Source organism: Mucilaginibacter xinganensis, assembly GCF_002257585.1.
In the GTDB taxonomy this organism is placed as follows: domain Bacteria; phylum Bacteroidota; class Bacteroidia; order Sphingobacteriales; family Sphingobacteriaceae; genus Mucilaginibacter; species Mucilaginibacter xinganensis.
The window spans coordinates 939,073-959,185 of record NZ_CP022743.1; the positions used below are offsets into that span (position 1 = coordinate 939,073).

Sequence of the window (20,113 nt, forward strand, 5' to 3'; positions counted from 1 at the left end):
GAGACTAGAGATCAGCGATTAGTTGAAAGACAAATCAAGGTCGAAGTCATTAATCAAATACTAATTAAAACGAAACAAAAGGAAAACCCAAAAGATGAAGCCATCGGGGTATGTGACCTTAAAAGGGAAAGCATAGGACCAGTGGCAGTAAGCAGTGGCAGCAGCAGTAGGCAGACAAGTCCTGCAACTGCAACTGAATAACTGCAACTAAATAGACAGTCCTGTAGCTCAGCTTGGTTAGAGCACTACACTGATAATGTAGGGGTCAGCAGTTCAAATCTGCTCGGGACTACACTGCAGCGCAGCTGCAGAGGCGATTAGAGGTTAGAGAACAGAGATTAGGAGGAAACAACAAATCGCTAATTAACTAATCACTAATTAACTCATCCAAAGGGGGATTAGCTCAGCTGGCTAGAGCACCTGCCTTGCACGCAGGGGGTCAACGGTTCGAATCCGTTATTCTCCACGATACCCACCAGTTGCCTGACAAGGCATGGATAATGACAAAGGCGATCCGCAAAGGAAGACCGGGGTAAAAGTTCTTTGACATATTGGAAGAAGTAAATTGAAAGAGAAGACAACAGTATAGAGGACTGTTGAGGCTTCGGAAGTTTACGAAAATGGAAGCAGGATTGTAGTAATACGATTTTGCGGAACAGGGAGTAAATGGAAGAACGCAACAAGAATCAAAAAAGCATACATACCGAGCAAAAGGCGGTATAGTAGAAGAAAGTAAGAAAGGGTACACGGGGGATGCCTTGGCTCTCAGAGGCGATGAAGGACGTGATAAGCTGCGATAAGCTGCGGGGATTAGCAAATATGAATTGATCCGCAGATTTCCGAATGGGGAAACCTAACTATTTGAAGAATAGTTGCATAAATGCGCGAACCTGCTGAACTGAAACATCTAAGTAAGCAGAGGAAGAGAAAACAACAGTGATTTCCTGAGTAGTGGCGAGCGAAAGGGAAGAAGCCCAAACCGGCTATGTTACGGCATAACCGGGGTTATAGGACCACAACATGAAACTTAAATAAAACCGGAACGGGGTGGGAAACCCGGCCATAGAGCATGAGAGCTGCGTACGGGTAATAGATAAGTGGATAGTGGTATCCTGAGTACCGCGAGGTCGGAGACGCCTTGTGGGAATTTGCCGGCACCATCCGGTAAGGCTAAATACTCCTGAGAGACCGATAGTGAACCAGTACCGTGAGGGAAAGGTGAAAAGAACCCCGAACAGGGGAGTGAAATAGAACCTGAAACCGTGTACTTACAAGCGGTCGGAGCGGACAAGTTCCGTGACGGCGTGCCTTTTGCATAATGAGCCTACGAGTTACTCTTTCCTGGCAAGGTTAAGTGTTTAAGACACGGATCCGAAGCGAAAGCGAGTCTGAATAGGGCGTATAGTCAGGGGAGGTAGACGCGAACCTTGTGATCTACCCATGGACAGGTTGAAGGTGCCGTAACAGGTACTGGAGGACCGAACCGATAAACGTTGAAAAGTTTCCGGATGATCTGTGGGTAGGGGTGAAAGGCTAATCAAACTGGGAAATAGCTCGTACTCCCCGAAATGTTTTTAGGAACAGCCTGGCGGTGAAGTTATTAAGAGGTAGAGCTACTAATTGGGTGCGGGGGAGTCAAATCCTACCAAATCCAGATAAACTCCGAATGCTTAATAATATACGCTGGAGTGAGGCTCTGGGTGCTAAGGTCCAGGGCCGAGAGGGAAAGAACCCAGACCATCAGCTAAGGTCCCCAAATTACCACTAAGTTGAACTAACGAGGTCCGATTGCACAGACAGCTAGGATGTTGGCTTGGAAGCAGCCATTCATTTAAAGAGTGCGTAACAGCTCACTAGTCGAGCGATCGGGCATGGATAATAAACGGGCATCAAGTGGTATACCGAAGCTATGGATTTGCAGCAATGCATCTGGTAGGGGAGCATTCTATTATCCGGTGAAGCAGGAGGGACAACCGACTGTGGAGGGAATAGAAAAGCAAATGTAGGCATAAGTAACGATAAGGCGGGAGAGAAACCTGCCCACCGAAAGACTAAGGTTTCCTGATCAACGCTAATCGGATCAGGGTTAGTCGGGGCCTAAGGTGAAGCCGAAGGGCGTAGCCGATGGACAACTGGTTAATATTCCAGTACTTTTTATAACTGCGATGCGGTGACGGAGTAGTGACACTGACGCGAACTGACGGAATAGTTCGTTAAATGCTGTAGGTATATGGACTGTAGTTAAGTACGCAGACCATGCTGAAAGCAGATAGTACGCAGAACCTTCGGGGGATGTGATAGTTCAGGTAATCAGACTTCCAAGAAAACCCGCTAAGCTTCAGGTTATAAAAACCCGTACCGTAAACCGACACAGGTAGTCGAGGAGAGAATCCTAAGGTGCTCGAGTGAATCATGGCTAAGGAACTCGGCAAAATGGCCCTGTAACTTCGGGAGAAGGGGCGCTGGTAGCAATATCAGCCGCAGTGAAAAGGCCCAGGCGACTGTTTAACAAAAACACATGGCTATGCAAAATCGAAAGATGACGTATATGGCCTGACACCTGCCCGGTGCCGGAAGGTTAAGAGGGGATGTTAGGGTTAAACCGAAGCATTGAATCGAAGCCCCGGTAAACGGCGGCCGTAACTATAACGGTCCTAAGGTAGCGAAATTCCTTGTCGGGTAAGTTCCGACCTGCACGAATGGTGTAACGATCTGGGCGCTGTCTCAGCCATGAGCTCGGTGAAATTGTGGTATCGGTGAAGACGCCGGTTACCCGCAACGGGACGGAAAGACCCCATGCACCTTCACTACAACTTAACATTGAAATCGGCTACAGGATGTGTAGGATAGGTGGGAGACTGTGATCTGGCTTCGCTAGGAGTCAGTTAGTCAACGTTGAAATACCACCCTTTCTGTATCTGGTGTCTAACTCCCTAACGGGAGGACATTGTTTGGCGGGTAGTTTGACTGGGGTGGTCGCCTCCAAAAAGGTAACGGAGGCTTTCAAAGGTAAGCTCAGTACGCTTGGTAACCGTACGCGGAGTGCAATAGCATAAGCTTGCTTGACTGTGAGGCAGACAAGCCGAGCAGGGTCGAAAGACGGATATAGTGATCCGGTGGTTCTGCATGGAAGGGCCATCGCTCAAAGGATAAAAGGTACGCTGGGGATAACAGGCTGATCTCCCCCAAGAGCTCATATCGACGGGGAGGTTTGGCACCTCGATGTCGGCTCGTCACATCCTGGGGCTGGAGAAGGTCCCAAGGGTTGAGCTGTTCGCTCATTAAAGTGGCACGCGAGCTGGGTTCAGAACGTCGCGAGACAGTTCGGTCCCTATCTGTTGTGGGCGCAGGAAGTTTGAGTGGGGCTGACCTTAGTACGAGAGGACCGGGTTGGACGAACCACTGGTGAATCTGTTATGGCGCCAGCTGTATTGCAGAGTAGCTACGTTCGGAATAGATAAGCGCTGAAAGCATCTAAGTGCGAAACTAGCCACAAGATGAGACTTCCATTGAGGGTCGTAGCAGACTACTACGTTGATAGGTTACAGGTATAAAGGTGGTGACATCATAGCCAAGTAATACTAATCGCCCGAAGCTTTCTCATAGCAGGTAATTATGGAGATCAGAGACTAAAGATCAGAGATTAGGACTTGTCCTTGGAACTGACCGACTACCCTTTGATCTCTGAACGCTAAATATTGTTGTTTTCTCAATCTACTTACTTCTTTCAATAATATGTCATTGTTTATTAGTAGACAGTTAACGGCGTTTAGGCAACTAATCTCTAATTAACTAATCTCTAATCAACTAAAAATATTCAGGTGCCTATATCGGCGGTGTCCACCTCTTCCCATTCCGAACAGAGAAGTTAAGCCCGCCAGAGCCGATGGTACTGCAGTAAAATGTGGGAGAGTAGGTCGGTGCCAAATCTTATCAAGACCCTTTCATCTTTCGATGAAGGGGTTTCTTGCTTTATAGCCTTGGCCTATACGTCTTAACTTTTCAAGAAATCTAAAACTGAATCAAAGTAGTTCGCTAGAGTTTCGTAGCGTTGTTCGCCGGGAATCCAATTTGCGAATTTCCAGTACTGCCATTTATCGTATGAAGGACTGGGTGGTATCAGGAAAAAATATTGCTCATCATTAATACCAGCGACTACAATAGCCTTTTTTAATTGTTCACCAACCTCGGCCAGCGTTCCTTCATTCCAAACTTCAAGTAAAAAAGTATCAATACTTTTTAAGTGATCTATTTCGTCAACTTTTTGAAATGTGGGTTCAGTAGAATCTCTGGGTGTGAGAAATCCATTAGTTATTAGAAGAAAGTCTTTATAAGACTCCGGAAATTGAATTCCTAATCTATCTTCTGCTACTTCTATTTCTTCCAATGAAGCAGGAGCCTGTCCTAACCATTCTAACTTTTTTTGTTCGCTCGTAAATACAAATTCATCTAATCGGATAGCAAGTTTAGATATCTCTTGAAGTGTATTCTTCATCTAATAGTTTTTTTGCGGATAAATTCTACCTGCCAAATCCTTCAGCAATTTCATTTAGCTCGGCGCTGCTCATCGTCCTTTCACCATTACTTATCACAATCCTATACCTAAATGTCACCGACTCCCCTTTTTTCAAACTTAAATTCCTTTCGGACTTACCATTAGTAAACACTTTCTCACCCAATGGATTGGCTGCAAATAAGCCGTAACCCCGGGCATGCCAAAATGTAGGATAGGTTGGATTTTTGGGATGATCAATTATAGCTATGCTTACCGAGTCGGTGCCCATTTTGCCATAAACCTTACACCATACTCCCCGGCTGCTCCAGGCATCGTTGCCTGTTTTGCCGGCGCTGGTTATGTAATTGCCATTGGCTATATGGTCCGTGCCGCCTTTAACTATGGTTACGTTGCCTTTGTCATCGGTAAATTGTTGGTCTTCTATAGTTGGCATTTGCAACTCATGTGCCAAGCGTAAGCCGAGCAAGCCATCTTTAGCATCTTTAAAAACAGCATCAACGTTTGCTTTCAAAGTAGTAACCCGGTCAATTATCCGCTGGTTTTTGTCCCCGCTAAATTCAAAGCGGGTGGTTTCTTCTAAAATTACGTCCTTTTGCTGGTTTGTCCAGTTAGCGTGATACGCTAGTATACCGGTTTTCCCACCGGTTGCTTCAATAATTTTATCGGTGCGGATCCAGCCGTATTGGCTCTTTTTGTTTGCAGGTATTGCATATGAATTGTTCCAGAAATCAAGGCCGTTCAGGTTTTCAAAATTAAACCAGATACCAATATGGTGCGGATGGTCGGTTGGTTCTCCCGGGTTGGGTGTAAGCGGAAATCCACGGGTAACAACCGTACCGCTTGCTGCTCGAAGCGGAAACAGAACCGGCTTTTCCAAACTGCCGGGATAAAGGAAGCTGGTAAAGGGCTTTCCGCCTATCGAAATATCCACTTTATTTTCCGTTGCTGATTTTGCCACTTTTACTGGCTCGCTTTTTTGCGCAGTCGCAGCGATAGGTAGCGTGACTATTGCCATGGCAAATCCTAATTTGGTTAACCTGGTTATCATAGGGATCAATATTTAAATATTTTACCATTCGCCATCACTTCCTGTGTTTTTTCATCAAAGGTGGCCTTGTAACCGGTATGTACAGCAGCGTTGGTCATAATGTTAGCTATGGAGTGGCTGTACCCCGCTTCCACAGGCGCATTGGGTTGTTTACGGCTGCGCACGCATTCCATCCAGTTGCGCACATGGTTTGAAGTAAGCACATCGCCGCCCGTATTTGCCGATGCTACCACTTTTTCGGTATTTGCCAGGCTAACTTCCGGCAACAGGTTGGCTTGCATATTCATGGCTGAAGCCATTTTTTGGGTTAAGCCGCCGGTTGGCGAAACGGTATTGGTATTAAGGTTTAACTCACCGCCATTTGAATAGTAGATCTCTGCAGGATGCTCATCACCGTTATGCATCCGGGAACCAAATGTAACCTGGAAACCGGTTGACAGATCATCCAGCGGGCCATAATCAAAAGCAGCTAAAATGGTATCCCAATTCCTGCGCCCATCCTTCCAAACATAAATACCGCCGTTGGCAACAACGCTGCGGGGATGTTTAAGTCCGGTAAACCAATGCACGGTATCAATTTGGTGGCTCATCCATTGTCCGGGCAAGCCTGACGAGTACGGCCAGAATAACCGGTATTCTAAATAGATCCGCGGATCAAATGGCTCGTACGGGCGGTTCATAATAAAACGTTTCCAATCGGTATCGGTTTCTTTTAATACGCCTAAGAGTTCGGGTCGGCGCCAGCGCCCAGGCTGGTTAACGTTCCAGGTAAGCTCAACCATGGTAATGGGGCCAAACTTGCCTGAGCGGATAAAGTCATTGGCGGCATGGTAATTGGCGCCACTTCTGCGTTGCGAACCTATCTGCACAATTTTACCCGACTCCTTAACAGCTTTAAGGGCTGCACGGTTATCTTCCATGGTTTCGGCAAAAGGCTTTTCAACGTAGGCATCACAACCGGCTTTTACGGCTTCAATTGCATGGCGGGCATGCTGAAAATCGGCAGTGCTGATAAATACAGCATCAACGGTTTTGCTGTCATATAATTCTTCGTTATTGCGAAATGCCTTTACATCATTTTGCATTTTTTCTTTCCAGATGGCGGCGCCTTCTTCCCTGCGCCTTTTCCAGATATCTGATACGCCAACCACTTCAAAATTAAGTTCCTTGTAGTGGTTCATAAAGCTGGGGATATGTGAGCTTTTGTGCCTGTCGGAAAATCCGATAACACCCACGCGTACCCTGTCATTAGCGCCAATGATGCGTTTATAACTTTTAGCACTCCAGCTGTTTTTGGCGAGCAACATCCCGGCCCCTACCAACGAGGCCTGCCTTATAAATTTACGACGTGATTCTTCCATAGGTATTTGTAGTTATTTGGTTGTATGATTCCGAAGTTAGAGCCGCTATAAGGGATAGACAGCCGTAATAACAAAAAGCAAATAATTGGTTTAATTACCAGTTTGATAACTGTTAAAATATGATTGAAGTTACGTAAAAAGTAATACTATCTCTGTAAGATGTATATTACAATAGCCAAAGGTTAAATTTTAGTATAAATATTATGCTACTTCACCTTCAAATATTTTTCAATAACAACCCTGTCAATCCCGGTACCTTCAACTTTTTCAATACCTTTTTGAATAAGCGTATCGCCGCTAAACGTAAGGGTGAAAGTAAATGGTTTACCCTCCCAGGCTTTGTCTTTATAATAATCAAGATGCTCGGTGTACTGATCGCCTTTTAGCGTATAACGGCCGCCCCCGGCATCAAATTTGTTTGATGAGTCTTTAGCGGTGTTCATGATATGGTTTAAAAAGGCAAAGTGGGTGTCATTAATTATCTTTATCATTTGCTGGTCTTTTGGGTAGCTGTTTGCCTGGCTCTGCCCTTTGGTAATGGTAGCGCCGGATACCAATTGCCAGGTGCCGATAATTGGGTTAGCTGCTGTTTGTTGTTTTTTTTCGGCCGGGTTCTTACAAGCTATCAAAAAAGCGATTGCTGATAGTGATAAGAAAGCTAAAGGTTTAAATTTCATAATGAGTGGTTTATTTGTTAAATATAGAAAGTTCGGTATAATAGTTAATGCTGGTAACTAAAATTAAAGCAGGCTGCGGTAATAAATAATATAGATGGCTTGGTTAATTAGGCGATAGCCAGTAGATTTGTAGCGGCATGTTAAAACGGTTTTCGGCTTATTTTCTTATCTTTTCACTACTTGCAGTTAACTTCTCGCGGTTTTTTGTTTTTGCGGGATTTGAACTGAACAAGAACTATATTGCCGCAAAACTTTGCGAAAACCGGAATAAACCCTGGCTGCACTGTAATGGTAAGTGTTACTTCGCGAAAAAAATCAAACAAGCGCAGGAGAACGAAAAAAAGGAAACTGCAAAAGATAATTTTAGCCGCCTTGAAGTATCTTTTTTTCAGGAGCCATTCAAACTTGCATTTATTGAACCAGTTATTTTAGAAGGCAATAAACGCGCATTTCCTCAATATACTTATCAATATAAAAGCCATTATATTGATACTATCTTCCATCCGCCCAAATCGCTGGTATAATTTCTTTTTCTCAAATTCATTTACCATACAACTTTTTGTACCGGTGATGCTGTATTTTCTATAGTTCAGGTAATTAGTCCTGAATACCCATTTGTATTAATTTTTGTTATGTTACGGCGGGTCGTTATATATCTTCTGGTTTTTTCTACACTCTCAGCTAACTTCACGCGGTTCTTTATCTTCGCGGGTTTTGAGCTGAACAGGAATTATATTGCCGCAAATCTTTGTGAAAATATTGATAAGCCCTGGCTGCATTGTAATGGAAAGTGCTATTTTTTGAAAAAAATCAAACAAGCCCGGGAAAACGAACGCGGTGATGAACGGCAATCGCAAAGAAATCTTTTCCAGGAAGCTGCCATCACCAATTCAGCACCAGTTAAATTTCAAAACCAGTTGCTTTGTATTATTAATACCCCCTGCCATTTGTGTGAGTTATCTCAATTTAACAGAACGCTGTTCCGCCCTCCGCAATTCAATTAAATATCATTTTTATTCATTTTATTAAAACGCCCTGCCTGGTTTAAAAAACAGGATAGTGTTTGTTTTAATGAAATGCTGTAACCATTATTATTTTATGGCTCAAAATACAATTCTTTAATATGGGGTGGTATGGCTGTATAGTTGATGGTGTGAATAAACCTGGCTGGCTTTTAAAACCAGCCTGATTACATACTAATACATTAACGGGGAGCCTGCTCCTCACAAAGTTTATATGAAACGATATTTAATCCTGATTCTTTTTTTATGTATATCTGCGTCAGTTACATTCGCCCAAACGCTAAGGGGAACCGTTACTGATGCCTATACGCACGAAGCCTTGGCTGGTGTAACCATCTGTAATTCTGATAGCAGCAGTGCGATGTCAAAAGCTTTTGCGAAAACAAATAACGCTGGTAAGTTTGAGATTTCAACCGCCGGCATCAGCCAGCTAAAATTTGTCATTATTGGTTATACCAATAAGATAATCGATTTAAAAAATGGTGCAGACGATAATGGGTTAAGCGTCGCGATGGAACCTTCAATACTTGACCTGCAACCGGTAATAGTAACCGCGAGTCGTGAAAAGCAGCCACGTCGGGAAGCGCCTATTGCTATAACACAGATAAACGCCACCCAGATAAAAGACACTAAAGCAGCTGCCCTGTATCAGTTGCTGAATAAGGTTGCCGGAGTTTATATGGTAAACCTGGGGAATGAGCAGCACACTATGGCCATCCGTCAGCCTATTACCTATAACGCGCTGTACCTATACATGGAGGATGGGCTGCCTATTCGGCCCACCGGAATCTTTAATCATAATTCGTTATACGAGATCAACATGTCTGGCATAAAAGATATCGAGGTTATTAAAGGCCCGTCGTCATCATTATACGGCAGTAACTCAATTGGGGGTGCGGTTAATTTTATAACCCAGGGCCCGCCAACAGGGTATGCAGCAGATCTGTCTGTACAGGGCGATAATTATCACTACAAAAGAGTGGATGCTGGTGGTGGTTTTACATCGGGCAAAGTTGGCTTGTATGCCGGCGGATACATTGCCCATCAGAAAGATAGCTGGCAGGATTACTCCGATTTTGATAAGTACTCGGGTAACATTAAAACCACTTATGAGTTTGATAGTGCTACCAAACTCACAACCGAAGCATCCTACAATAACCTGGACACGCAGACACCGGGCAGCCTGGATAGCGCACATTTTTACAGCCGAAGCTATGGCAGCAATCAGCGCTTTACTTATCGCAAAGTAAATGCTTTCAGGGCCAGCTCGCGGCTTGATCATAAGTGGAATGACAAAAGCAGCACTTTCTTTACCGGATTTTTCAGGAATAACTCCACCGCTCAATTGCCAAGCTATTATATTTCTGACGTACGTGACGCCAGCGGTAAATATCTTAGTTCGAACGGGCAGGTGAATGACTTGAAATTTCAAAGCTACGGCCTGCTTACCCAGCACCGCACAGATTTTGATTTTTTACACTCACGGTTGATTGTTGGCGCTTACCTGGATGATAGTCCAAGTTCCTATTACGCGCAGTTTTTGGATATTAAAAAAGATTTAGCCAATAACTATTATACAAATTTTACCAATACAGGTAAATATATTGATCAGTACAAGATAAGGCTCTTTAACACGGCTGCTTACACGCAATATGAGATAAAGCCTGCCGAAGCTTTACGGATAGTAATGGGGTTAAGGTATGACCGTGTGCATTATAATTTAGATAACGGCCTGCCTGTTGGCCAAACCAAATACAAGCAACAGGAAAGAAATGATTTTAATATAGTTGCACCTAAATTGGGCTTAACGTATGACCTTGGCAGAAACTCCGGCTTCTATGCCAATTACAGCGTAGGGTTCCAGCCGCCCGAAACTACCGACCTTTATAGCTCGCGCCAGCAGGTTACTTTAAAGCAAGCCACTTTTGATAACTACGAGATAGGAGGCTGGTTCTCTGCCTTCGATAAAAAACTATATGCGGAGATCAGCCTGTATGATCTTGAAGGGCATAACGAGATTATCAATCAGTTGCTACCGGATAATACTACTCAAAATGAAAATGCAGGAGCAACGCGGCACAGGGGGATTGAGTATTCGCTTACCTATGCGCCCGTGCAGGCGCTTACATTCAGGTTTAGCGGAACCAATGCAAAGCATACTTATGTTGATTATAGCGAGGTTGCCACCAATTATGCAACAGGCCAAAGTTATTCCATCAACTATAATGGTAAACGAATGAACAATGCGCCCTCATGGATAGTAAATTCAGAACTAACCTATAAGCCGTTTTATCTGCCGGGGTTTCGCATTTTGGCCGAGTGGCAGCATATTGATAAATATTACACCAACCCTGCAAATACCAAAACTTATTCCGGCTATGACATTTATAACCTGCGTTTAGGGTATGATTTTAAGCAGGATATTTTAAAGGGTGCGGGGATATGGTTTAACGTACTCAACTTAACCAATAAGCTGTATGCAACTACAGTAACCAGCAACCAATACGGCGATACTTATAATGCTGCGCCTCCCCGTGTTTTTAGTTTGGGCATCAGCTATTCAATTTCAAAATATTAATGCCATGTCAGTAAAATCAAGTTTCTATAAATGGCACAGAGTGTTGGGTTTGATAGCACTTGTACCGGTAATATGCTGGACGCTGAGCGGCCTTTCGCATCCACTCATGTCAAACTGGTTCAGGCCGCATATCCCGGTTGAAGTTTACAATCCTCCCGTTCAAAGCAAACTTACCCCCCGGTTGTCTATCCAACAAGTATTAGATACAAACCAAATTACCAGTTTGCGTAATTTCAGGATAGTAAGTTTTAACCATGTTGTTTATTACCAGGTTTTTGGGAAAGACAGCGTGTATAATTACTTTGCTGCAAATAATGGTGAATTATTAAAGAATGGCGATCAGCAGTATGCCATTTGGCTTGCGCGATATTTTACGCAGGATTCCGTATCGGCCATAAAATCAATCAACCTGCAAAAGACGTTTGATGGGCAATATCAGCCCATCAATCACCTGCTGCCGGTTTGGAAGGTGAGTTTTTCCAGGCCGGATGGCATGGATGTGTATATTGAAACCTGCCAAAGCCGTATGGGTACTTTTAATAACAATAGCCGTAAAGCGCTGTTATGGCTGTTTGAGCAATTGCATACCTGGAATTTCCTCGCAGCTTTGGCAGGAGATACATTCCGCATGGTTTTCTTATTAACGCTGGTAATTGTAATGTTCTTTTCGCTATTAAGTGGCTTGGTTATCTATGGGCTTTTTTGGGGAAAATTTAAAACAGCCGCACAAAAACGTACTAAAAATGGCAGGGATGAAAAACGTATTTTTCAACGGTACCACCGGCAGGTAGGGCTTTATGTTTCTTTGTTGATGTTCACCTTTGTCGTCAGTGCTGCCTTTCACCTGTTTGCCAAACTGTATAACACGGAGCACGAAAGGCCGGCTTATGAACAGCTTATCGATCGTAAAGAATTAAAACTGGCTAATTTGAAACTTCCTGTTGCTGACAGTAATGTAAGCAGGGTTGGTCTGGCTAAATTCAACGGGCACACTTATTACCAGGTTACTGATAACAAAAAGGCTATCCTGTATTTCGATACCCAAACAGGTACAGAATTAGCAGACGGGGATAAAACTTATGCTGCTTTTTTATGCAATTATTACCTGCCGGAAGACAAGGAAATAAAGCGGGTTAAAGGTAGGCTAACCATAAGTCAGGTTCGCCAATTTGATAACGAATATGGCTTTATCAATAAGCGGTTGCCGGTACAAAAAGTTAGTTACCCCGGCAACGGAAATTGGTATATCGAGACAACGACAGCCAAATTGGCAACCAAAGTAAATGCGTTAGATAGAGCAGAAGGACTTTCGTTTATATTTCTGCATAAATTTTTTTACATGAGCTGGGCCGGCAAAGATATTCGTGACATTGTTAGCATGCTGGCGGCATCAGGCGTGTTAGCTGTAGCGCTGCTTGGCTTTGCATCATTAATAAAAAATAAATAACCATGAAAAAAATAGCGACACTTATTGCTTTAGCCGGGCTGATGGGTGCAATTTCATCCTGCGATCACCCTGTAAAACAAGCCGGGATGAGCAAAGAAGTTAAAAAGAATAAGAGCAAATACTTTTGTCCCATGAATACTGATATCACATCAGATAAACCCGGTATCTGTTCCAAATGCGGAATGGAACTGGTGGAAAGAGACACTACGAAATAAAAGTAGCGATACCATTTTGTCATTCAGGGCTCATGCCCCGAATGACAAAATTATTTATGGTAATGCGTTAAAGATTTGGTGTTTATCAAATCATCAACAACCAATAATTTACCCGAATAGGTATCATTCACCGCAGTTATTTTTCCCTCCAGTATGCTTTGGCCGGTGCAGGCGGGGTTATTGCCTTTACCTAGCGGCCATTTGCCTTGTGTATCCGTAATTGTAATACCAGCTTCGGCAGCCAACTCCAAGCCAAAATCGGTGCAGTTGGTGTGGCTGAGCTGGTATTTCTTATGGTCATATTTTTTTACGATGGTAAGGATCTTGTTAAAGCTTTTGCGCGAAATAAATGTGCCTGACACCTCGTCCCAGCTATGGCGGGAGTCATCCTTAAACGTTGAGCGAGACGAAGGGAATAATGGCGTGGCTGCCAATGGGAAACTCTTTTTGGGATAAAAACCAAATGATCGGGTAACATCGGTACTGTCGGCATTATATTTTATTAATGTAATAAAGGTATGGCCAACATTGTTCAATACATAAACTTTACGTTTACCCGAAACAGGTTGCCGCACATGGATCATTAAAGCATAGGCCACCGCCTTTTTTCCATCATCGAACGGATCAATTATCTGATTCCCCTGTAGCGGTGGCGATTTAATTTCAGCATCGCCGTTGTACGATGTGCTGTCTTTAGTGATGAGGCTAATATCGGTATTGTGGATAGCCATAATGCGGGCGGCAATACTATCCTCATAGATCAGCGTATCGCGCCGATGATTGAAATTACCGGCCATTAACTGGCGGCCATCAACAGATGCGGTTACCAGCGGTGCATATTTTATAGTGTCTGGCTTATTCTCAATGGCCAGTGTTTTAAAATAACATTTCATAGCCAGCGGATAGAGCCTAAGTTTGGTAAACGCTACGGCCAGCTTGTAGTAAAATTTTTGGCCGTGTTTTTTGCGATGCGTGCCGGTTGGTGTTGCCTGCTCTTCTTTTAACAGTGTTGTTAAAAAGCGCTTTTCGGTAACCGGGTCATTGAGTTTTACGTGCTCAAGCTCAATCTTCAGGCTATCCTTTATTCGGTCGGATACAGAATCGGCAAACCTATTTTCACGAATCCGTGGCTGCCGTAAAACCGATGTATCTGATTGGGCATAGCCGATATTAAGCAAAAACAGAAACAAACATGTGAGCAGCCAGTGATGTTTGTAGTTGAATTTTTGATGAAATGTAAAAGATCTTATCAGCTGGGCGGATGTAACGGTAAAACTGTGCATTAAGGTATTTGAAAAATGAAAAAAACGCTGAACTGGTGCAAGTTAGTATAAATGGATTATTTATTTAACAATTACTTAACAACATCGGCTTTGATAAAAAGGATAATGCCACTTAACAATTTTCATGGTGCAAAATACAAATAGAAATTTAATCTATAAAATTAGTCGTCATTTTTATTAACTCCAATTTGGATATGCTATTTTTGCATATGAAGAATTATGCATTGGTAACCGGAGCAAGCAGTGGGATTGGCCGTGAAATAGCGTTACAGCTTGCGCGCCTTGGCTATTCGCTATTATTAGTTTCGAGAAACGATGCTGAGCTTGCTGAATTGGCGGCATTTATCGAAAAGGAGCACCAGGTAAAAGCGCTGTGGCTGGCTGCTGATCTTTCAACCACTATAGCACCGCAACAGGTGGCCGACTGGTGCGAATATGGATCTTTCAAAATAGAAATTCTTATCAATAACGCAGGGTATGGCCTTTGGGGTAATTTTGAAGACTTAAGTCTGGAAGGTCAGCTAAACATGATTAATCTGAACATTGATGCGCAGGTGGCTTTAACCCATCTTTTACTCCCAATATTAAAAAAGGAGCCACAGGCTTATATTTTAAACGTAGCAAGCACGGCCGCCTATCAGGCTATACCAACGCTGGCGGTATACGCAGCTACAAAATCGTTTATTCTATCTTTTAGCCGTGCATTGAATTTTGAACTGAAAGATACTGTTGTTTCAGTTAGCTGCCTGAGCCCGGGCCCTACCGATACACACTTTACCCGTAGGGCAGGCCTCGACGCATTAAAAGAGCTGGCAGATAAATTTAATATGCTGCCCGCTATTGTTGCAAAAGCAGCAATCCATGGTATGTTTAATAAAAAGATTGAAATAATTCCCGGTTTTTTAAATGCGGCTGGTGCCCGGCTGGTTCTATTTTTGCCTAAGAGGCTCATAGAAAAGATTATTGGAAGTGTTTATAAAGCCCCCAAAAGGTAAAACTGAAATTTTTTCAGAAAATATTTGGATGTTAGAATATTAATCCTACCTTTGAATTGTCTATTAAATCTATAGATGTTATATACTTTGAATAATAAACAACATATCGCCATCTTTTCCATGCGAATGCCCAACCCAAAAAGGGCATTATGTTGTAGCTGTTGTTGCTAATACTGACCCTTTGTTTTAATTCATAACGGCACCGGCTTAGCCAGTGTCGTTTTTAGGCAACTCTTAATCTAATTATATTTACATGTCAACTTATAAAAAATTTACGCTCGGTGAAAACCTCACAGTTGAACAACTGCATTTTTTTAAGGAGCACGGATTTATTCATTTTAAAAACTTCATCACTTTTGAGACAGTTAAAGATATCATTCATGCATCAGAGCAGGTGCAGCGGCAATGGTTAAATGAAGGGACAGCGAAGGTTAACGGTGTGCCGGTTAAATATGGTAAAGATCTGGATGGCAGCGATATTGTACAGCGTTTCGCATTTATTAACCAGCAACATGACCTTTTCTCCGGCCTGGCAGATGACCCTCGCCTTGAAGCGCTGTTGCAGCTGGTTGGGCCCGGAGCACGACTCGGCACCAGCGAAAAAGACGGCATGGTATTTAATCATTATGTAAACGGCGCGCAAAGCGCTTTTACCAAAATGGGCTGGCACACGGATGGTCTGCGTGACATTTTCCATGGTATAAAGTTAAACCCTATGCTAAATGTGGGGATTCACTTAAGCAACCTTAAGGCTGAGCACGGCGGCTTGCGTGTACTTCCAGGCACCCACAGGCAAAGCCTATACCAAATGCTTTTCAGAAAAAAATATTTTATTGATAATAATGCAGATAAACATGAGGTAGCCATTATTCCCGAAGCGGGGGATCTTACCGTCCACGACGGTCGTTTATGGCACCGGGTGGCCCAATCAACAGTTATTGGCGAAGCAAGCAGGCGCAGGGTTATTTACCTTCCTATAATAGTTGGCAGGTTCGAACCTAAACATGCTGAAAGCCGTACTGTATTTTATCAAAAATTTGCGGGCCTGGTAAAATAATAGTATGCTGATCACCTTGATAGTTGTATATATAACCCGCAGGATAAGAGCGGGTAAGGCGGCACGCTTATCAGCTGTTAAATTGCAAATAGCGCATCAAAGTAATCTGAATGTTAAATAAATAACAATAAATAGGCAATTAAATTAAATACTTTGCAACTGTCGTTTAAACACGTATATTTGTAGCAGTAAATGCAAAAACGCTGGACGGCAGCGGTAATAATGGTTCGAGTCCATGTTTGCAACTCTTCTCATAATTTAGGTTTATAATTGGTTAGAACGCGCTCCTGCCCATCAGGAGCGCTTCTTGTTTTTATGGATTTTTTTAATATCCCGCTATTTGAGTTTATTCGATAATAAGGTTAAGTTATAATTCGCTGATAATTATAATGTTTCACTTTGTTCCGGGTGTTCCGTGAGTAAAAGTGCACCGCTGCTATTTGCTGACTTTCCTCCAAATTTTTTTTGAATTGATCCGTTGCTGCTATCTGATTTGAGTATAATCTACCGCGCAACGCCGGCTCGCTGTTAAATGCATTTTAAGTTAAGATAAATATTTTCCGACTATCGGCATCCTGCGGCCCATACCGAACGCTTTTGGCGATACCCTTAAAATGGGCGGGGTTTGATAACGCTTATGTTCGGCAAGGTTAACCAGGCGGATAACGCGGCGTACCGTATTTTCGTCGTAACCCATTTTTATAATTTCGCCTGACGAGCGCCTGTCTTCCACATAAAATTTTAAAATTTTATCCAGGATATCATATTCAGGCAGGGAGTCGGTATCCTTTTGGTCGGGTCTTAACTCAGCAGATGGTGGCTTAATGATGGAATTTTCGGGAATGATCTCCTTATCGCGATTGATATGCCTTGCCAGCTCAAATACCTGGGTTTTATAAACATCGCCGATGACGGAAATTCCACCGCACATGTCGCCATATAATGTGCCATAACCTACTGCAGCTTCGCTTTTATTTGACGTATTTAATAAAATGTAGCCGAACTTATTACACATCGCCATCAGCACCACAGCCCTGCTGCGCGACTGAATGTTTTCTTCAGCTATATTAAACGGCAAACCCTTAAACTGCGGGCTTAAAGTATTTTCAAATGCCTCGGTTATATTTTTTATTGCAACGGTTTCGCTCAGGCAACCGAGGTTGTTCACAAGGTCTTCAGCATCCTTAATAGAGTGGTCGCTCGAAAAACGGGACGGCAACAATACCGCCATTACATTTTTTGGGCCTAAAGCTTCCGCTGCCAGCGCGCAAACCACCGCAGAATCTATACCTCCGGATAAACCCAATATCGCCTGCTTAAAACCTGATTTATGAAAATAATCCTTAATACCTAAAATAATCGCTTTATGAATCTGCTCAATATCGCTCAATTTTTCAGCTTTCATTGTGGTAGGGTGGTCAAAACTCAGCTTACTTTTATCATCTAAAGTATAATAAGCAACACTCTCTTCAAAGTAAGGTAATTCATCAATCAGGGCGCCTGTGTTATCAAAAACCAATGATCCGCCGTCAAATATCAGCTCGGTTTGCGCGCCAACGTGATTAACATATAATAAAGGCAACTGGTACCTCCGGGCGTTGTCACTCAGAATCTCTATTCGCTCCTCATCATGATTATAAGCAAAAGGCGATGCAGCTATATTGATCATAACATCGGGCTTCTGCTGGATTAAAATATCCATAGGGCGGGTTACATACAATGGATTTTCAAATGTATTCCATAAATCTTCGCAAATAGTTAAAGCTATGCGGTGCCCTTTAAATTCTATGCAGCTAAACTCATTTGATGGCTCGAAATAGCGGTACTCGTCGAAGATATCGTAATTAGGCAACAGGGCCTTGTTGGCAACTGCTATCACTTTACCTTCTTCAATAAAATAGGCAGAATTATTAAGGTCTTTACCCTCTGTGCGGTGATTAGGTGTAGGCAAACCTATAATACAGGCGATGCCGTGGCATTCTTCAGCTATTTTTTGTGCTGATGATTCGCATAGGTCAATAAATTCATCAAACTCTAAAAAATCGCGTGATGGATAGCCACAAACACAGAGCTCGGCAAATACAATTAAGTCGGCACCGCTGTTACGAGCCTTTTTTATGTGCTCAATAATTTTAGCGGTATTTGACTCGAAATTTCCGATATGATAATTGAGCTGGGCTAATGCGATCTTCATTTATAAATGTTCTGGATGGATAAATAACAAACGGTTTAATTCAGGGGTTTGCATATTTAAATGCAAATAAAAATTATTTTTGCTCAAAGCACAAACAATGACTGTTTTAATCCCCAAAAAGCCATTTTATTTTTTCTTTTTAGTCGCCGTGGTATTCAGCGCCTGTACAAACAACAAAAGAGTTGACGTTAGCAATATACCTGTTGATGTTAAGATTGAACGGTTTGATAAGGAATTTGACGCTATGCGTACAATACCAATGGCCCGGCAAAGCGCATATCTGCAAAAAAAATACGGTGTATTTTATCGTGATTTTATAGGGCTGATTCTGCAGGACCGCAATATTAATATACGGGATACGGCATATTTTAAATTATTGAGGCAGGTTTTTGCTAATCAGGCCTACAACGATTTGAAGCATGATGTAGATTCGGTTTACAAAGATGGCCTGGATAAGCAGGAGGAGGAACTTACCGATGCCTTTAGGCACATTAAATATTATTTCCCCAAAAAGCAGCTGCCCAAAGTTTATGCTTATTATTCGGGTTTCGAAGCACAAACAACAATTGGTAATGGATATTTCGGGATAGGGCTCGATCTTTTTTTAGGCGGCGACTCCAGGTTTTACCCGGCACTTACCAATGCCTACCCGCACTACCTGTCACAGTTTTTTAACAAACAGAATATTACCCCACGCGTGGTTGAAGGTATTGTGCGCGAAGAAATGTACCCGGAGAGTGACAGTAGTAAAACTCTTTTATCAAAAATGATTTATAATGGCAAGATCATGTACTTTATGGACAGGATAATGCCTGAGGTTGCCGACAGTACGAAAATAGAATACACTACTGCACAACTGAAATGGTGCGAGGATTTTAAATCAAAGATCTGGGCGTATTTTTTGGATGAGAACCTGCTTTACGAAAGTGATTATCCGAAAATTCAAAAATATTTTAATGAAGCGCCCTTCACTCCGGGCCTGGGCGAAAAGAATGAGTCAGCGCCGAAACTTGCAATTTGGACGGGGTGGCAAATAGTAAAGCAGTATATGGATAAACATCCCGAGGTTACCCTGCCTCAGTTAATGGATAATGCCGATGCGCAGAAGATCTTAAATGAGTCGAAATACAAAGGAAAGTAGGAGGGGATGAACGTCTTGAGGCGGTAGTCTTAAGCCATGAAATTGGCTTAAGACTTATTAGTGACGATTTTCAGCTTACTTCAATATGGCAAATACTGATTTTAGCGCTATTAAAACACCGATAATCAGGATAATGTTCGAAATTATTGAAGCATAATGAAAATCACCAAAACGCAGAAAAACACCCGTTAAACCTATCGCAATTGCTAAAACCATCAATTTATAGTGACCTTCTGCGTTGGCATTTTCTGTTGAATTCATCTTGTTTCGTATTTATTTTGGCGCAAATATAAATGTTTAGCCAAAAGTTTAAACGCATTTTTCAATTTAATTTACCTGATAGTACCGGTTTAATTATCATCTGATCTTTTTATACCTGTATTTGCCTTTTATCATGGTGTTTAAAAATGTGCCTTTTGAAGCTGCGGCATTCATCTGCTCAAAAACATCCGGGGGCACTTGTTTATAATCGTACACGCTGCCAGAAGTATAAATTATCCGCAATGTAGCTGATGATTCATTGTATTTCATCGCTGCGACAACTGATGAGGGCATAGGTATAAGATTTAAGAATAACGT

Annotated in this window: 15 protein-coding genes, 2 tRNA genes and 2 rRNA genes; 11 read left to right on the forward strand and 8 right to left on the reverse strand. The window is 42.6% G+C overall.

The features are described 5' to 3' along the window. The first annotated feature begins 217 nt into the window (after window positions 1-217). From MuYL_RS04115 to rrf, 4 genes are all read left to right on the forward strand, one after another. Window positions 218-292 (forward strand) — tRNA-Ile (locus MuYL_RS04115). A 100-nt stretch (window positions 293-392) separates the two neighbouring features. Further along, a tRNA-Ala gene (locus tag MuYL_RS04120) sits at window positions 393-466 on the forward strand. Between the two features lie 260 nt (window positions 467-726). Then, window positions 727-3,604, forward strand: a 23S ribosomal RNA gene (locus tag MuYL_RS04125). A gap of 213 nt (window positions 3,605-3,817) precedes the next feature. Beyond that, window positions 3,818-3,929: ribosomal RNA gene (gene rrf / locus MuYL_RS04130) — 5S ribosomal RNA — on the forward strand. Window positions 3,930-3,994: 65 nt separating this feature from the next. On the opposite strand, the gene MuYL_RS04135 is transcribed toward rrf, so the two are convergent. From MuYL_RS04135 to MuYL_RS04150, 4 genes are all read right to left on the reverse strand, one after another. Then, window positions 3,995-4,495 carry an SMI1/KNR4 family protein gene (locus MuYL_RS04135; RefSeq protein WP_094569320.1) on the reverse strand — a complete coding sequence of 167 codons (501 nt, stop codon included), beginning with the start codon at window positions 4,493-4,495 and terminating at the stop codon, window positions 3,995-3,997. A 25-nt stretch (window positions 4,496-4,520) separates the two neighbouring features. Next, window positions 4,521-5,564, reverse strand: a complete 1,044-nt coding sequence (locus MuYL_RS04140; protein ID WP_094569321.1) for a DUF6807 domain-containing protein — start codon at window positions 5,562-5,564, stop codon at window positions 4,521-4,523. A gap of 5 nt (window positions 5,565-5,569) precedes the next feature. After that, window positions 5,570-6,925, reverse strand: coding sequence for a Gfo/Idh/MocA family protein (locus tag MuYL_RS04145; protein ID WP_094569322.1), 1,356 nt, complete (start codon window positions 6,923-6,925; stop codon window positions 5,570-5,572). 206 nt (window positions 6,926-7,131) lie between these two features. Then, window positions 7,132-7,602, reverse strand: coding sequence for a hypothetical protein (locus MuYL_RS04150; protein ID WP_094569323.1), 471 nt, complete (start codon window positions 7,600-7,602; stop codon window positions 7,132-7,134). Between the two features lie 137 nt (window positions 7,603-7,739). On the opposite strand from MuYL_RS04150, the gene MuYL_RS04155 reads away from it, so the two are divergent. The 4 genes from MuYL_RS04155 (at window position 7,740) to MuYL_RS04170 (ending at window position 12,864) form a co-directional block, all read left to right on the forward strand. After that, window positions 7,740-8,126, forward strand: a complete 387-nt coding sequence (locus MuYL_RS04155; protein WP_094569324.1) for a hypothetical protein — start codon at window positions 7,740-7,742, stop codon at window positions 8,124-8,126. A gap of 712 nt (window positions 8,127-8,838) precedes the next feature. Continuing rightward, complete coding sequence (locus MuYL_RS04160; RefSeq protein ID WP_094569325.1) at window positions 8,839-11,202, forward strand: TonB-dependent receptor; 2,364 nt, start codon at window positions 8,839-8,841, stop codon at window positions 11,200-11,202. Between the two features lie 4 nt (window positions 11,203-11,206). After that, window positions 11,207-12,649, forward strand: a complete 1,443-nt coding sequence (locus tag MuYL_RS04165; RefSeq protein ID WP_157740590.1) for a PepSY-associated TM helix domain-containing protein — start codon at window positions 11,207-11,209, stop codon at window positions 12,647-12,649. A gap of 2 nt (window positions 12,650-12,651) precedes the next feature. Then, window positions 12,652-12,864, forward strand: coding sequence for a heavy metal-binding domain-containing protein (locus tag MuYL_RS04170; RefSeq protein WP_094569327.1), 213 nt, complete (start codon window positions 12,652-12,654; stop codon window positions 12,862-12,864). A gap of 50 nt (window positions 12,865-12,914) precedes the next feature. Here MuYL_RS04170 and MuYL_RS04175 read toward each other — a convergent pair whose 3' ends face one another. Continuing rightward, on the reverse strand, window positions 12,915-14,147 hold the full coding sequence (locus MuYL_RS04175) for a hypothetical protein (protein ID WP_094569328.1): 1,233 nt from the start codon (window positions 14,145-14,147) through the stop codon (window positions 12,915-12,917). 194 nt (window positions 14,148-14,341) lie between these two features. Between MuYL_RS04175 and MuYL_RS04180 the strand changes: the two genes are divergently transcribed. Continuing rightward, window positions 14,342-15,142, forward strand: coding sequence for an SDR family NAD(P)-dependent oxidoreductase (locus MuYL_RS04180; RefSeq protein WP_245845763.1), 801 nt, complete (start codon window positions 14,342-14,344; stop codon window positions 15,140-15,142). 253 nt (window positions 15,143-15,395) lie between these two features. Beyond that, entirely contained in the window at window positions 15,396-16,199 is an 804-nt protein-coding gene (locus tag MuYL_RS04185; protein ID WP_094569330.1) for a phytanoyl-CoA dioxygenase family protein, read from the forward strand. 544 nt (window positions 16,200-16,743) lie between these two features. On the opposite strand, the gene MuYL_RS04190 is transcribed toward MuYL_RS04185, so the two are convergent. Next, window positions 16,744-18,393 carry an NAD+ synthase gene (locus tag MuYL_RS04190; protein ID WP_094569331.1) on the reverse strand — a complete coding sequence of 550 codons (1,650 nt, stop codon included), beginning with the start codon at window positions 18,391-18,393 and terminating at the stop codon, window positions 16,744-16,746. Between the two features lie 97 nt (window positions 18,394-18,490). Here MuYL_RS04190 and gldB point away from each other — a divergent pair, with 97 nt between their 5' ends. After that, on the forward strand, window positions 18,491-19,534 hold the full coding sequence (gldB, locus tag MuYL_RS04195) for a gliding motility lipoprotein GldB (protein ID WP_094569332.1): 1,044 nt from the start codon (window positions 18,491-18,493) through the stop codon (window positions 19,532-19,534). Window positions 19,535-19,609: 75 nt separating this feature from the next. On the opposite strand, the gene MuYL_RS04200 is transcribed toward gldB, so the two are convergent. Then, window positions 19,610-19,795 carry a hypothetical protein gene (locus tag MuYL_RS04200; protein ID WP_094569333.1) on the reverse strand — a complete coding sequence of 62 codons (186 nt, stop codon included), beginning with the start codon at window positions 19,793-19,795 and terminating at the stop codon, window positions 19,610-19,612. 96 nt (window positions 19,796-19,891) lie between these two features. Next, window positions 19,892-20,089 (reverse strand): KTSC domain-containing protein, encoded by a 198-nt coding sequence (locus MuYL_RS04205; protein WP_094569334.1) that lies wholly within the window; start codon window positions 20,087-20,089, stop codon window positions 19,892-19,894. Between the last annotated feature and the right edge of the window lie 24 nt (window positions 20,090-20,113).